The organism is Corynebacterium sp. A21, assembly GCF_052266655.1.
In the GTDB taxonomy this organism is placed as follows: Bacteria; Actinomycetota; Actinomycetes; order Mycobacteriales; family Mycobacteriaceae; genus Corynebacterium.
In genome coordinates this window covers 64,884-78,784 of the sequence record NZ_JBQPQY010000004.1, presented here as the reverse complement: position 1 = coordinate 78,784, position 13,901 = coordinate 64,884, and the positions used below count along the sequence as shown (strand labels likewise).

11 protein-coding genes are annotated in these 13,901 nt (G+C 61.1%); 4 read left to right on the top strand and 7 right to left on the bottom strand.

Features of this window, described 5'->3' with window-relative positions; all coding sequences use genetic code 11:
- The first annotated feature begins 23 nt into the window (after window positions 1–23).
- Window positions 24–221, top strand: a complete 198-nt coding sequence (locus ACTU46_RS08435; RefSeq protein WP_443381265.1) for a DUF4177 domain-containing protein — start codon at window positions 24–26, stop codon at window positions 219–221.
- Here the strand turns inward: ACTU46_RS08435 and ACTU46_RS08430 are convergent, their stop codons facing one another.
- Entirely contained in the window at window positions 222–1,556 is a 1,335-nt protein-coding gene (locus tag ACTU46_RS08430; protein WP_443380859.1) for a dihydrolipoyl dehydrogenase family protein, read from the bottom strand.
- Window positions 1,557–1,686: 130 nt separating this feature from the next.
- Between ACTU46_RS08430 and ACTU46_RS08425 the strand changes: the two genes are divergently transcribed.
- Window positions 1,687–2,010 carry a Rieske (2Fe-2S) protein gene (locus ACTU46_RS08425; protein ID WP_443380858.1) on the top strand — a complete coding sequence of 108 codons (324 nt, stop codon included), beginning with the start codon at window positions 1,687–1,689 and terminating at the stop codon, window positions 2,008–2,010.
- A 595-nt stretch (window positions 2,011–2,605) separates the two neighbouring features.
- Here ACTU46_RS08425 and ACTU46_RS08420 read toward each other — a convergent pair.
- Complete coding sequence (locus ACTU46_RS08420; RefSeq protein ID WP_443380856.1) at window positions 2,606–4,297, bottom strand: RNA-binding domain-containing protein; 1,692 nt, start codon at window positions 4,295–4,297, stop codon at window positions 2,606–2,608.
- A gap of 229 nt (window positions 4,298–4,526) precedes the next feature.
- Between ACTU46_RS08420 and leuS the strand changes: the two genes are divergently transcribed.
- Window positions 4,527–7,406: a leucine--tRNA ligase gene (leuS, locus tag ACTU46_RS08415; protein ID WP_443380855.1), complete on the top strand. Its 2,880-nt coding sequence runs from the start codon at window positions 4,527–4,529 to the stop codon at window positions 7,404–7,406.
- 175 nt (window positions 7,407–7,581) lie between these two features.
- The gene (locus ACTU46_RS08410) at window positions 7,582–8,142 is read left to right on the top strand and encodes a VanZ family protein (protein ID WP_443380853.1); all 561 of its coding nucleotides are present in this window, start codon (window positions 7,582–7,584) and stop codon (window positions 8,140–8,142) included.
- Window positions 8,143–8,215: 73 nt separating this feature from the next.
- Here the strand turns inward: ACTU46_RS08410 and ACTU46_RS08405 are convergent, their stop codons facing one another.
- From ACTU46_RS08405 to ACTU46_RS08385, 5 genes are all read right to left on the bottom strand, one after another.
- Window positions 8,216–9,154 (bottom strand): hypothetical protein, encoded by a 939-nt coding sequence (locus ACTU46_RS08405; RefSeq protein ID WP_443380852.1) that lies wholly within the window; start codon window positions 9,152–9,154, stop codon window positions 8,216–8,218.
- Between the two features lie 117 nt (window positions 9,155–9,271).
- Complete coding sequence (locus ACTU46_RS08400; protein ID WP_443380850.1) at window positions 9,272–10,147, bottom strand: DUF5808 domain-containing protein; 876 nt, start codon at window positions 10,145–10,147, stop codon at window positions 9,272–9,274.
- 36 nt (window positions 10,148–10,183) lie between these two features.
- A complete protein-coding gene (locus ACTU46_RS08395) occupies window positions 10,184–10,519 on the bottom strand; it encodes a PadR family transcriptional regulator (RefSeq protein WP_443380848.1) in 336 nt (111 codons plus the stop codon).
- A gap of 191 nt (window positions 10,520–10,710) precedes the next feature.
- Window positions 10,711–12,228 (bottom strand): SulP family inorganic anion transporter, encoded by a 1,518-nt coding sequence (locus ACTU46_RS08390; protein WP_443380846.1) that lies wholly within the window; start codon window positions 12,226–12,228, stop codon window positions 10,711–10,713.
- Between the two features lie 151 nt (window positions 12,229–12,379).
- Complete coding sequence (locus ACTU46_RS08385) at window positions 12,380–13,828, bottom strand: IS1096 element passenger TnpR family protein (RefSeq protein ID WP_443380844.1); 1,449 nt, start codon at window positions 13,826–13,828, stop codon at window positions 12,380–12,382.
- Window positions 13,829–13,901 lie beyond the last annotated feature (73 nt).

Below are 13,901 nucleotides of genomic sequence, written 5' to 3'. Positions count from 1 at the left end.
TACCTAGACTGGCGGGCATGAACATGGAATACAAGGTCGTGGAATTACGTGAGGGCTGGATCGGCGGCAAGATGTCCGGCGACAAGCTGGAGAAGCTGCTCAACAAGGAAGCCCGGGATGGCTGGCGTTATAAGTCGATGACCTCGGTCGACGTCAAAGGTCGCATCGGGCCCGGTGGGGTCGAGGGCATTCTGGTGGTGTTTGAACGGGAGGCTCAGTAGCTACTCCAACAGCTGGTTGAACACCTCAGAGGTGGAGGGGTGGGTGTAGATCCCCCGGCCGAGATCAGGCGCGGTGACACCATGTCGCATGGCGATAGCCACAGTATTGATCAACTCCTGGGAATCCGCACAGAACAGCGTGGCACCGAGGATCTCCTGGGAATCAGCGTTGATGATGAATTTCGCCATCCCCTCCGGCTGGCCAATAATCTTCGGCCGCGGGACGATCGGCATGTCCGCGATCAGCGCCTTCCTCACCTCGATATCGTGACCGAGATCCCGGGCCCGCTGCTCCCCCAACCCTATCGTCGAGAGCGGTGGCTCCAGGAAGGTGGTGGTGGGAATGATCCGGCCTTCGGTGGAGTGCAGTCCACTGCCGGCGATGTGGTCGAGAACGATGCGGTGATCGTCATAGGAGACATAGGTGAACTGCGGCCCGCCCTTCACATCTCCGACGGCGTAGACCCCCGGCACCGAGGTGCGCAGTTGATGGTCAACCTTGACCTCACCGCGCTCACCCAGCTCAATGCCGACCTCCTGGAGCCCCAGCCCAGCGGTGGCGGGGCGGCGGCCAATGGCGACCAACGCGGCGTCGGCAAGCACTTCCTGCTCAGCCTCGCCGCTGCGGTAGCGCACCGTGACCTGCTCGCCGTTGTCCTCGAAACCGGCAGCGCGGGCGTTATTGATGAAAGAGATGTTGCGCGCTTCGAGGAGTTCCGTGCCGAGTTGGGCGACATCCGCGTCGAAGTTCTTCAGCGGGCGTTCGGCGGAATCAATGATGGTGACTTCTGCGCCCTGGCCGGTGAACAAGGTGGCAAACTCCAGCCCGATCGGCCCGCCGCCGACGATCACCAGATGCCCCGGGGTCGGGGTGATGTGCTGGATGGTGGTGGAATCGTAGACCTTGGGGCCATTGATACCGGGCAGCTCCGGCCAGACCGGAGTGGCACCGGTGTTGATGACCATCGTCTTCGCGGCGAGGACCAGATCCTCGCTGTCCGGGGCGGTGACCGTGACCTCATGGCTGCCGCTGAACCGGGCCTCACCGTTAATTACCGTGACACCCTTGCTCTCGGCGAGTTTGAGGTTGGTGGCATTGAGCTGGCCGATCAAGGTGTCACGACCTGCCACAGCCTCGGGGAAGGGGATGCCCTTGGCGGTATCGCTGAGCAGTTTCTTGGTGGGTACGCAGCCGATGTTGATACAGGTACCGCCGTACATCGCTGGATCGCGTTCAATCAGCGCAACCCGGTCGCCCGCTGCTGAGCGCTTCATAGCAACGGTCTTACCGGCCTTGCCGAAACCGATGACGATGAGATCATAATTCTGGTTCACTGCGAGCCTCCTCCTCCGGGGAAAAACCTGCTGGGATCGCCAGCCTAGTCCCGCCATTCGGGGTGACGCGCAGTGAAAGGAATGGTCTTAGGCTCGGGGATTGATCCCTGCTCTGTCATAATCTGAATTCATGATTGAAGAACCCGTGAGAGTCGCCAGTGTCTCAGCGGTCGCGCCGGGAACCGCGGTGGTCATCGCGCCGGAGGTCTCCGGGCATGAGCAACCGATCGCACTTTTCCACACTGCGGCGGGCTTCCGGGCGATGGAGAATCTATGCACGCACCTCGGGGCCTCGCTGGCGAAGAGCAAGGTGCACAAGGGAGAAGTCGACTGCTGGCTGCATCATGGCCGCTTCTGCCTGGAAACCGGTGAGGCGACGCAGTATCCGGCCCGTGGTTCACTCGAGGTGTTCAAGGTCGAGGTGCGTGGCACTGAGCTGTGGTTGGTGCCTTGAGCAGTTCTTCCAATTGGCTGATGTCGGAGTGGGGACTGGATTCTAATTCTGATCGACCCAGAAGCAGCGCTAATCGACGCCGCGGCCAGGCCAGGTCGGCTGGGGTTGGGAGCGCTCCCCTGCCTTGGGAATCCATGGGGTTTGTAGTGAGGAATCCTCACTGCGAATCCTCACTGTGAAAATCTGGCCAGAATATGTGCCTCACTTTCACAATGAGGACCCTCACTGTGAAAGTCTCCATCTTTGCTACTGCGCTGAAGCTGGGGAAGATGGTGACCTAAGGCTAGGTCAAGGGCTGTTTCTTCATCTCATTCCAGGTTTCACAGTGTCATTCACACTGTGAATTCATCACTGTGAAAACCGCCGGAAAGTTGAATTGACGATTTGTAGTGTGAGGACCATAAATTTGGATCCGGTGAAAATTTCGGGACTTCCCATGCCTTCTTGCCGGGCGGTGGAGAGGGAAGCTAATGGAAGACGGTGGGCAATTGATTCAATCAAGGTTCGATTCGATTGAATCAAGCGAGCCGTTATACGAGCTTGTATGAATAGATTCAATCATTGATTGAATCCGGTCAGTCATGGCGTGAGCGACTTAGTCTCTAGGTGCTCCATCAACCGTCGTATAGTAGGTGCTTCGCGTAGTCCCGTGCTGCACGAGTTCACCAGCGTCAACGAGGGATTTGAGTAAACGGTACGCTGCTTGGCTATCCATTCCGCATAGATCTGCCACTTCCTTGCGGGTGACCTTGCCGTACTGCTGGACATAAGTGGTTACGAGTTGACCTGCACGGACTGAATCCAGTTCCTTGGAGCGGATGAAGTCGGCCGGACGTCCGACGGTGTTGAAGAACTCAGGTCCCAGACGAAATTCGCGAGAGTTTCTCCCACCGATGATCTCAACGAGGCCAATATCCTCAAGTTGGTTGAGGGTTGTCCGGATCTTCCGCTCTTTTTCGTGGAGAAGCTCGCTCAACTCATAAAGGGGCATGCGTTTGTGGTCATGAAGTAGTTGCAGCAGCCGCAGTTGCTGCAACTCGATATCGCCATGTCGCTGCTGCCAGGAGGTGACGAAGGTGGCGAACTCTCGGTTTGAGCCAGCGACCGCAAAACTGAGGATCACCTGGTTATCTGTCGTCGCCGAGTAGTCGGGTTCGTCCCTTCCAGCACTGAGTAAGATTCGGTACATCACCTGAATGCCTCGTCCCGCTCGGTCGACCAGGTTCGCACGTTTGAGGGATTCCGCCAGCGAGGGACTGCGGGGCTGGGAGGCAACCAGCAAAGACTCGAAGGTGACTCCCCGTGGAAATCCTCCGGGGTTTACCACGGTGAAGCTCTGGTTATCCAGGATGATCTGGACACCGCCGAGAGCTGTGTAATCCCGATGTACTAGGGCATTCGCAAGGGCTTCGCGGATGAGTCTTTCCGGCAGGTTCGGCAGTGAAACACGAAGAAGCCCGAGAGGGATTTCCTCTTCTTTGCGGTACACATCCAAACGCTCCGAAACTTCTTCTAGAGTTGCCAGGAGCGGGCCGGTAAATCGTCTATTGAGCAGGATATCTTCGCCATCTCGGACCTGAAGCAAAACTTCATGGTTCGGAACCCATCTGCTGATCGCTGAAGGTGTTCCGAAGAGGAGGATCCCTCCCAACTTGATGGGGTGGGAGGAGTCGTCCATGAACCCCAGCGCCCGGAGAATCTGTTCGTCCGCAAGCTCTTCCAGCGTATCTCCTCCGCGACCGCTCTTGATGAGTCGGCGAAACCGCTCAAATTCCTGCGGGTCCAGCTGATTCAGATGGGCCCCTCGGGCATCAAGCCGGGCCCAATCCCGCTGGTTGGCGGCGTTATAGGCACTGAAGAGATAGGTCGGATCCATGGCGATGCACTCAGGTGTGCCATCGAGCTTGAACGTGCGGCGCCGGTATATTCCTTTGCTTGTTCCCACCGGAGTTCCAGATTTTGGAACTTCAATCCACAGAACTTTCTGGGAGTCAACGGTGAGGGTTCCAGCTGTGGTGGTCAGTGGTGGCAGCGTGTGATGTGCAATGAGGGATTCGATGCTGACGGGGTTGGGGTCGGTCCGTCCCTTGCCCCAGGGTGCGCAGCCGGTGATGTGGCCATTATCTTCGACGCCGATGAAGAGAACGCCACCTTCACCGTTTGCCAGGCACGCTACAGCTGCGACGAGCTCCTGGTCGGATAGATCGTTTGCGTTGCGACGCCGCTTGAATTCGACATTGATCTTTTCTCCACCGTCGATCAGGGAGAGCAACTCTTCATCCGTCATAGCTCCAGATTAGCGATACTTGTATGAATGATTCAATCAAGAGATTCATTGCGCAAGAATGTATGAATAGATTCATACATTGATTGAATGTAGAGATTCAGCGGTTTGAGCTCCTCCCAACATGCCGGGCCGCCGCACCCACCCTGCTCTCGCGGCGTCGATAAGCGTCCCCACCGCAGGCCAGTGCCCACCTCAGCGATGTCTCCCCCACCTACTACACTGTCTAACCATGACGAATCCGAGCGAAGGCACCTCCACCCCGGAGCACCGGTACACCCCGGAGCTGGCCAATTCCCTTGAGCGCACCTGGCAGAACTATTGGACTGAGAACGGCACCTTTAACGCGCCGAACCCGGTCGGCGATCTTGCGCCAGCCGATGGTGCGGAGCTGCCGGAAGACAAGCTCTTCGTTCAGGACATGTTCCCCTACCCTTCCGGTGCTGGCCTGCACGTCGGTCACCCGCTGGGGTACATCGCCACCGATGTGTTCGCCCGCTACAACCGCATGCTGGGCAAAAATGTCCTGCACACCCTCGGTTATGACTCCTTCGGCCTGCCCGCCGAGCAGTACGCCATCCAGACCGGTACCCACCCGCGCACCACCACCATGGCCAATATCGAGAACATGAAGCGCCAGCTCGGTGCCCTGGGCCTCGGCCATGATCAGCGTCGATCCGTGGCCACCACGGACCCGGAGTTCTATAAGTGGACCCAGTGGATCTTCCTGCAGATCTTCAACTCCTGGTTCGATGTTGAGCAGCAGAAGGCCCGGCCGATCGCGGAGCTCTACCCGCTGTTGGAAGCCGGAGAGGTGGCTATCCCGGCCCAGCTCGTGGACAAGCACGGCAGTGATTTCGCGGCGCTGGACACGGTCGCGCGCGAGGAGATCATCGACGCCTTCCGCCTGGTCTACCGCTCCCACTCCACCGTGAACTGGTGCCCCGGCCTGGGTACCGTGCTGGCCAATGAGGAGGTCACCGGCGATGGCCGCTCCGAGCGCGGCAACTTCCCGGTCTTCCGCAAGAACCTCTCCCAGTGGATGATGCGGATCACCGCCTACTCAGATCGGCTTATCGACGACCTCGAGCTGCTGGACTGGCCGGACAAGGTCAAGGCCATGCAGCGCAACTGGATCGGCCGCTCCCGCGGCGCCGAGGTTGATTTTCAGGCCCAGGGCGAGAAGATCACCGTCTTCACCACCCGCCCGGACACGCTGTTCGGTGCCACCTACATGGTGCTGGCCCCTGAACATGAGCTGGTGGACACCCTGGTTGCCGGTGGTACCGGTTCCTATGAGGGCGTCGATGAGCGCTGGACCAACGGCCAGTCCTCCCCGGCGGAGGCTGTGGCCGCTTACCGCGCTTCCATTGCCGCCAAGTCTGACCTGGAGCGCCAGGAAAACAAGGAGAAGACCGGTGTCTTCCTCGGCGCCTATGCCACCAACCCGGTCAACGGTGAGCAGATCCCCGTGTTCATTGCCGACTATGTGCTCACCGGCTACGGCACCGGCGCCATCATGGCCGTCCCGGCCCATGACACCCGTGACTATGAATTCGCCACCGCCTTCGGGCTGCCGATCATCGAGGTGGTCGCCGGTGGCGATATCTCGGTCGAGGCCTATACCGATTCCGGTGAGTCCGTGAACTCCGCCAATGAATCCGGCCTGGACATCAACGGCCTGGCCAAGGTCGACGCCATCGCCAAGACCACCGCCTGGTTGGTCGCCGAAGGACTGGGTCAGGAAAAGATCCAGTACAAGCTGCGTGACTGGCTCTTCGCCCGCCAGCGCTACTGGGGCGAGCCCTTCCCCATCGTCTACGACGAAGATGGTGTGGCCCACGCCCTACCGGAATCCATGCTCCCCGTTGAGCTGCCCGAGGTCGAGGACTACAAGCCGGTCTCCTTCGACCCGAATGACGCTGACTCCGAGCCCTCCCCGCCGCTGGCGAAGGCCCGCGAGTGGGTCGAGGTCGAACTCGACCTGGGTGAAGGCAAGAAGAAGTACACCCGCGACACCAACGTCATGCCGCAGTGGGCCGGTTCCTCCTGGTACCAGCTGCGCTATATCGATCCCGCCAACAGTGATCAGTTCTGCAACCTGGAGAACGAGCGTTACTGGACCGGCCCGCGCCCCGAGAAGCACGGCGCTGGCGACCCCGGTGGCGTGGACCTCTACGTCGGTGGTGTGGAGCATGCGGTGCTACACCTGCTCTACTCCCGTTTCTGGCACAAGGTGCTCTTCGACCTCGGTCACGTCACCTCCAAGGAGCCCTACCGCCGCCTGTACAACCAGGGCTACATCCAGGCCTACGCCTACACCGATGCCCGGGGCGTCTATGTCCCGGCCGCCGAGGTCGAAGAGAAGGACGGCAAGTTCTTCTACCAGGGCGAGCAGGTTAACCAGGAGTACGGCAAGATGGGCAAGTCCCTGAAGAACGCCGTCGCCCCGGATGACATCGCCGAGAACTACGGCGCCGACACCCTGCGCGTCTACGAGATGTCCATGGGGCCGTTGGATACCTCCCGCCCCTGGGCCACCAAGGACGTCGTCGGTGCTCAGCGCTTCCTGCAGCGCCTGTGGCGCCTGATCGTCGATGAGAACACCGGTGAGGTCTTCGCGGGAGCAGGTGAGCTCAGTGACGCGGACAATAAGCAGCTGCACCGCACCATCGCCGGTGTCCGGGAGGATTACCTGCACCTGCGTGTGAACACCGTGGTGGCCAAGCTCATCGAGTACGTGAACTACCTGACCAAGACCTACCCGGCGCAGGTCCCGGCAGCTGCCGTGGAACCGCTGGTGGTCATGGTCTCCCCGGTTGCCCCGCATATCGCCGAAGAGCTGTGGCAGCGTCTCGGACACGATGAGACCGTCACCTTCGTGGACTTCCCCGGTTTCGAGGAGAAGTGGCTCAAGGATGATGAAATCGAGCTGCCGGTCCAGGTCAACGGCAAGGTCCGGGCCCGGATCACCGTGGCCGCCGACGCTGCTCAGGAGGATATCGTCGCCATCGCGGTGGCGGATGCCAACGTGGCCACGTACCTGGTGGGCAAGAACCTGATCAAGCAGATCGTGGTTCCAGGCCGCATGGTCAACCTGGTGGTGAAGTAATACAGCTGAACTAGATTCCCGGGCCGGCGTCGCCGTCTATCAGGGACCGTACCGGTTGCGCGTGGTGGTGCGCCCTGGAGTGGGCTGCAGTTGTGGGGAAACTACCTGTTGGAGTGCAGCGTTTTGGAGGCTGGATTCCAGCCAGTTTCCAGGTGGGAACGTTATCCTCTCAACCATGCTCTTGGTCTCTCCGAAAACTGACGCCCTGCAAGGGGCCGCCCGGCGGGCGGCCCCTTACCTGGGATTTCACGCGCTCACCCTGGGCGTGGTTGCCACGGTCATCGGGCTGCTGACCCTGTTCAAGAACCACTTCGTCATTGCCGGCCTCTGGGATGCGGCGGCACACAACCAGCGTTCCCTGGATCTACAACTATTAGATGGCTTCATCGGCCCACCGATCTGGTACGGCCCCTGGACAAACACCCTGGGTAATATTGCGCTCTTCCTGCCCCTGGGTTTTCTCCTCTATCTGCTGCTTTTCCATCGGTTGAGATACCCGATCCTGGGCACCTTCCTGATCGGCGCGGCCACCAGCCTCGGCATCGAGATCGCCCAGTTCATCTTTGCCGCCGGTTACTCCGATGTTGATGATCTGCTCACTAATAGTCTCGGGGCGCTGTTCGGCGCTTGGGTTGCCGCCCGAATGGGCGCGCGGAGCCAGCTGAAGACCTCTACCGTCATCTTGGTGATCAGCCTCGGGGTGCTGGCGGCTGCCTCGGCGGGGCAGGGATACTAATCCGCTGAGAATGAATCGAGGCGGGGACCCACCGGAGACGGTGGGTCCCTATTTTCTTGGCCTGCAGGGCTCCCTACTCCGCTTCTGCGGCGGGGAACTCCAACTCTTCGTTCAGTGCCTCCTCGAATTTCCGGGCAAGTTCTTCCGGCCGGTCATGCTGTTCGTGGAGCCGCTGGAGGGAGAGCCCGAGTCGGGAGGTTTCAGCGGCCGCCAGATCCAGGGGATGGCGTTGATAGCCCTCGTCATTGACCCGTGCTGGGTCGACGCAGGTGGCGTAGAAGGCGTAGAGGTCCGCATGCTTTTCATCGAGGGCGATGTACCAGCCCCACTTATCGGCCATCTGCAGGAGGAAGTGATGGGTCTGGGGGAGCAGCCAGGGATTCGAGGTCGGGCAATCATGGATCTTCAGCTCCAGGGAGCCGCGTCGGTAGGAGTTGTAGCTTTTGGGATGGATGGCGTCATGGTTCAGCTGCTCTCCGAAGGAGCACAACCCCGCCGGCACCACCCCGGTGGCGATGACTGACCAGGGCAGGCTCAGCTGCCAGTAGCCCAGCTGGTAGACATTGCCCTCGATGAGGTATTCGCCGACCTCATTGCGGTAGATCAGCTTAGTCAGGAAATGCTCATCGCTGTACACGTCCAAATAGGATCCACGGGCCTCCTGGAAGATGCGTAGCGCCGAGAGCGTGCGTTCGGTGTGGAAGACCTGATCCCAGAACAGGGTGTCCGGGGTGTAGAACTTGTCCAGGATCCGGAAGTGGCGCAGTGCCTCAAGGATATCTGCCACCGGAACCTGTGGGTGTTCCTTGGCCAACTCATGGTCCCTGGTCTCCAGGAACTCCGCGTTGGGCAGCTTTTCCAGTATCCCGGGCGGCATCGGCAGCCAGTTCTCCTCAAGCTCCAGGTATTCGTGGGTGGTTGCCCACTGGGCCTCGTTTTCCTCTGCCCAGATTTCTGGGTCTGCTTCCACGATTGCACGCACTGCATCCAGATCCCGGGGGAACTTGAACATGGGGACCGCCAACCTTTCCATGACCATCGATTTTGTCGGTGCCCATACTGCCAGGGTCCCCGGACCCGGTCAGCTGTCTGTTCGAGCGGGTATTCCCATTGCGGTGAGTGCGCCCAGCTACTTCACTCCCTCGCGTCGCCACACCTGGTTCAGCCCGGATCTGAAGGGGAGGATGAGTACGCCGCCGGCAGCGGCCACACCTACGCCGAGTGCCGCCGTGGAGAAGAGCCCCGGCCGTTTCGCACCGCGGGCACCAGCGACCGCTGATGCGGCGGTGCCCAGTGCGAGGGCGCCGATGAATGAACCCATGGAGCTCACCCGCAGGGCATCCTCCCGGTCGGTGCTTTTTGCGGGCAGGAAGGGCAGGACGGCGAAGACGGCTCCCAGTGCGGGCATCGACAGCAGCGAGGCCTTTGGAGACCGCTTTCCGTGTGGTGCACCGCTGAGGTGGTACTTCATCGGCAGGGTATCGGGCAGCTCACGCCAACCGGTGGCCAGGGTGAGCATGGTGGCCCCGGCCAGCGCCGCTGGAACTGCCTTGGCCGCGAGCAGCATTTTCTCGGGGATGGCCGCAACTACATCGGCATCGATGTCATCCGGGCGGATCCAGCCGAGCTTCACGGCCACGGCCCCGAAGTTGATGGTCCAGCCCAGTCCGAAGAGGCGTGGCTGGAGGATATGGGGATCCTGCGGGTTCCAGATCCGGCTACGGGCCTGTCGGCTGTACGGTCCGCGGAAGTCATAGGGCACGCCTGCCAGGGTTCCCTGCGGGCCGCTGGTGTCCTTCTGGCCCGGTGTGAATTCGGCAGCGGTGGCTGCGGCGTACTCCGTCGGTGAGCCGAGTTCAGTGTTGAGATCGGCATCGGTGGTCGCCAGTTCGGTGATCAGATCGCGGTGTTCGCCGAGCAGGTCCGCCACTTCCCCGGCGGTGAGTGAGGTGTTTTCGAGCTGAGTGCGGAGTGCGTGCAGGTAGTCGGTGGTGGAGTGTGGCATGGCTTTTCCTTTTCTAGAGGTGATGGGCTGGTGGATTCAGGCGGGATTTCCAAGGAGAGTCGTCATGGCGCTGTGGAGTTGCCGCCATTCCTCGGCGAGAGCCATGCGCTGGGCATGGCCGGTTTCGGTGAGTGAGTAGTACTTGCGGGGTGGCCCCACCGGGGATTCCTGCCAGCGGGTGGTTAGAGTTTCCGCCTTGGTCAGCCTGGTGAGCAGGGGGTAGACCGTGCCGGCGGGGGCGGCGAGGCCGGGGTGTCGGCTTAATCTTTCGACGAGTTCAGCGCCGTAGAGTTCCTCCTCGGCGAGCAGGGTGTAGATAGCGAGTTCGAGAACTCCCTTGCGTAGCTGGGTGGTGGTCGGTTGGGCGGCCATGGGCCAGACCTCTCAATCTGATTATGGTGTAGCCAGGTACCTTGTTTTACCAACTAGACTAGCATGCAATGCCAACTAGTGGGAAGGGTAATGTGATCGCACAGCAGAAGAGCGCAGCAAAAAGGACCCGTCCCCGCTGAATCACATGAATTCAACGGGGCCGGGTCCTTAGGGGTCGTTGGCAGCTCTCCCTATCCCAGCTTCCCGGAGAGCCGGTTGAGCCGGGCCTGGCTCGGCCCGTCCAGCCCGATGATCTCCACGGTCTTGCCCCGCTCCGCGAACTTCTGGATCACCGCATCGAGGGTCGCCACGGTGGAGGCATCCCAGATCTCGGCGGCACTGAGATCGATGACAATGTGTTCGGCTTCATCGTGATAATCGAATTGGTACACCAGATCATTGCTGGAAGCCCAGAACAGCTGACCGCGCACCTTGTAGGTGCGGATCTGTGCGGCATCATCCTGCTCCGAATCGAGCTTCTCGATGCTCACCACGTGGGCGACCCGGCGGGCGAACATGATCATTGCGGTGACCACGCCGAGCACCACCCCGATGGCGAGGTTGCTGGTGGCCAGGGTGGTGAGGACGGTAACCAGCATGACGGTGGTCTCGCTCAAGGGCATCACCCGCAGGGTGCGGGGGCGGATCGAGTGCCAATCGAAGGTGCCCACCACGACCATGAGCATGACCGCGACCAGGGCAGCCATCGGGATCAGCCCGACGATATCGCCGAGCACCACGACCAGGATCAGCAGGAAGATGCCGGACAGCAGGGTGGACAGCCGGGTCCGGGCGCGGGAAGTCTGCACATTGATCATGGTCTGCCCGATCATCGCGCAACCACCCATGCCACCGAAGAAACCGGTGACGATATTGGCGACACCCTGCCCCCAGGCCTCCCGGGTCTTATCGGAATGGACCTCGGTGATCTCATCGACCAACTTCGCGGTCATCAACGATTCCATCAGCCCGACCAGGGCCATCGAGAGCGCGAAGGGTGCGATGATCTGCAGCGTCTCCCAGGTCAGCGGGACATCGGGGAAGAACAGGGCCGGGAGGCTCTCTGGAAGTTCGCCCTGCTGCCCCACCGTGGGTACCTTCCAGTCCAGTGCCACCACCAGGATGGTGACCACCAGAACGGTGATCAGCGGCGAGGGGATGGCCTTGGTCAACCGCGGGAAAGCATAGAGGATGATCAGGCTGAGCGCCACCAGTGGGTACACCAGCCAGGGCACATCCCGCAGATGCGGGAGTTGCGCGAGAAAAATGGTGATGGCCAGGGCATTCAGGAAGCCGGTCATCACCGAGCGCGGGATGAAGCGCATCAGCTTGGCCACGCCCAATAGTGCCAGGATGATCTGGAAAACACCGCCCAGCAGCACGGTGGCGATGAGGTAGTCCAGGCCGTACTCTTTGGCCACCGGTCCGATGACCAGCGCCACCGCACCCGTGGCGGCCGAGATCATGGCGGGTCGACCACCGGTGAAAGCGATGGTCACGGACATGGTGAAGGCGGCGAAGAGCCCGATCCGGGGATCCACGCCGGCAAGGATCGAAAAGGAGATGGCTTCCGGGATCAGCGCCAGCGCGACAACGAGCCCACCGAGGACCTCGGTGCGCAGGCGGGACCACGAGGTGAAGGCATATCGGAAGGAGGCGAGTACACCGGTGGGGGCGTCAGAACCATCTGGTCGGGGGTTCTTCGGCACCTCATGAACTCTGATATTACTCAAAGGTGGATTCCAATCAGAAAGGCAGGATTGACCTGCAGGCTAATGCGAAAATCGACACAAAATTCAGCACCGTCACAGTAGCGGAAATCACCAGGTCCACACTATCGAGCGAACTGGTACGACTGTGCTACTGAGGGTGCTCCGTAGTCAATACCGCGGCGAGGAATACCCGCCCGGCCGGGGTATATCGGGGCCCTTCATCCCGGTGCAGCATTCGATTTTCGGTCCGGTCCAGCACGTTCATCCCGAGCAGGAGGAATCTGTTTCGGGCGTAGCTTTTCGGGAGATCAAATTCTAGTGACCTGGCGTGATACCACCTGGCGTAGAGCTCCCGCATCGGCAGGAGCTCCGTCGGTTCGGAGAGCAATGGCAGATATCCGGCGAGATGCCGTGCCAGGTCGAGTGGCCGCGACCGGAGCTCCCGGCCCTTTTGGGTGAGCGTCAGCGTGCGGCTGCGTACCTTGATCAGCCCCAGGTGTTCCAGGGTCTGCCGCATGATCAGCACCGGCGGAGTCTCAATCTCACGATTAAGTTTTCCGAGGTAATACTTCGCCACCTCCAGCTGGGCGGCGATCGCCACCACATCGGCGGGCTTGAGATATCCCGCCTGCGTGAGCTGCAGGCCGGGTTCCACATGTCGCAGAAACCAGCGGATGGATGCTGTGACCGTCGCGGCGGTGTCCTCCGTCAGCTCGGTGGGGTCCGCATTCTCCGGTGCCTCCGGCAGCAGGATCTCTGGAGCGAAGGTGATGTTGGGGAAGTCCTTGAGGGCATCCCGGATCTCGCGGATGGTCTCCGCCCCGAGCAGGTGGGTATCTCCCCCACCGTCCGGAAGTTGCTCCCGGACCTGGTGCGGGTCCGCAGGCTTCCGGTCCGGCTCGCTTATCGACGCCCCCGTCGGCTCCGTCGTCTCTGGAGCGAAGGCGTTCGGCCAGTCCTCCGGATTGGCGAGGGCATCCGTGGCGGTGCCATCACCATGGCTGGCTCCGACCGGACCCAATCCATCGACATAGCCGGGAAGAATGGCGAAGCATACCCGGCTGGCGATAGTGGCTGGATCGATATAGGTCAGTCGCTGCAGCACCTGGTGCGGATGCAGGCCGGGGAGATGATCGGCGATATGGTCCGCGGCTTCGAGATCCAGGTCGAGCGCGGCGATCGCGTGTACCGCCGCATCGCGCATCTGGGTCATTGACTGCGGCCCACCGCACCCTTCGATGATGTCGGGCCCCGTGGCGTCGATAAGCTTCGGCACGAGCATCCGCTCGGTGGGAAAGCCCAGGCTCTTGATGTGGACGACCCAAGACTCCTCGGTGCCGTAGTGGTACAGCGCGCTGCCGTAGGGATCGACCAAGAGGTTCGGCAGCACCGTGGTCGGCTCTTCCGCCGTCGACCACCCGGTCCGGGAGGAAGGGTGCGTGGCGCGGAAGTGGTGCTCCTGGTGGCCGGTGAATTCGAAGGCATTGCAGATCACCTCATGCAGGTCCGCGAGGGTGATCCGAGAGGAGAGGACGACGGTCCGGGTGATTTTCGGTTCCGAGCCCTCAATGGCGAAATGGAGAGTCACGCTAGGCATGCCTGCAGCATAGAACGAGCAGCGGACATCGGCGAAGAGTGAATTATCTGGGGCGCTGGATTCCTGACTCCCG

Coding starts and splice junctions, on each gene's coding strand:
- ACTU46_RS08385 (WP_443380844.1), bottom strand. CDS start 13,828: ATGCCTAGCGTGACTCTCCATTTCGCCATTGAGGGCTCGGAACCGAAA.
- ACTU46_RS08435 (WP_443381265.1), top strand. CDS start 24: ATGGAATACAAGGTCGTGGAATTACGTGAGGGCTGGATCGGCGGCAAG.
- ACTU46_RS08395 (WP_443380848.1), bottom strand. CDS start 10,519: ATGGCCGCCCAACCGACCACCACCCAGCTACGCAAGGGAGTTCTCGAA.
- leuS (WP_443380855.1), top strand. CDS start 4,527: ATGACGAATCCGAGCGAAGGCACCTCCACCCCGGAGCACCGGTACACC.
- ACTU46_RS08425 (WP_443380858.1), top strand. CDS start 1,687: ATGATTGAAGAACCCGTGAGAGTCGCCAGTGTCTCAGCGGTCGCGCCG.
- ACTU46_RS08420 (WP_443380856.1), bottom strand. CDS start 4,297: ATGACGGATGAAGAGTTGCTCTCCCTGATCGACGGTGGAGAAAAGATC.
- ACTU46_RS08410 (WP_443380853.1), top strand. CDS start 7,582: ATGCTCTTGGTCTCTCCGAAAACTGACGCCCTGCAAGGGGCCGCCCGG.
- ACTU46_RS08400 (WP_443380850.1), bottom strand. CDS start 10,147: ATGCCACACTCCACCACCGACTACCTGCACGCACTCCGCACTCAGCTC.
- ACTU46_RS08405 (WP_443380852.1), bottom strand. CDS start 9,154: ATGTTCAAGTTCCCCCGGGATCTGGATGCAGTGCGTGCAATCGTGGAA.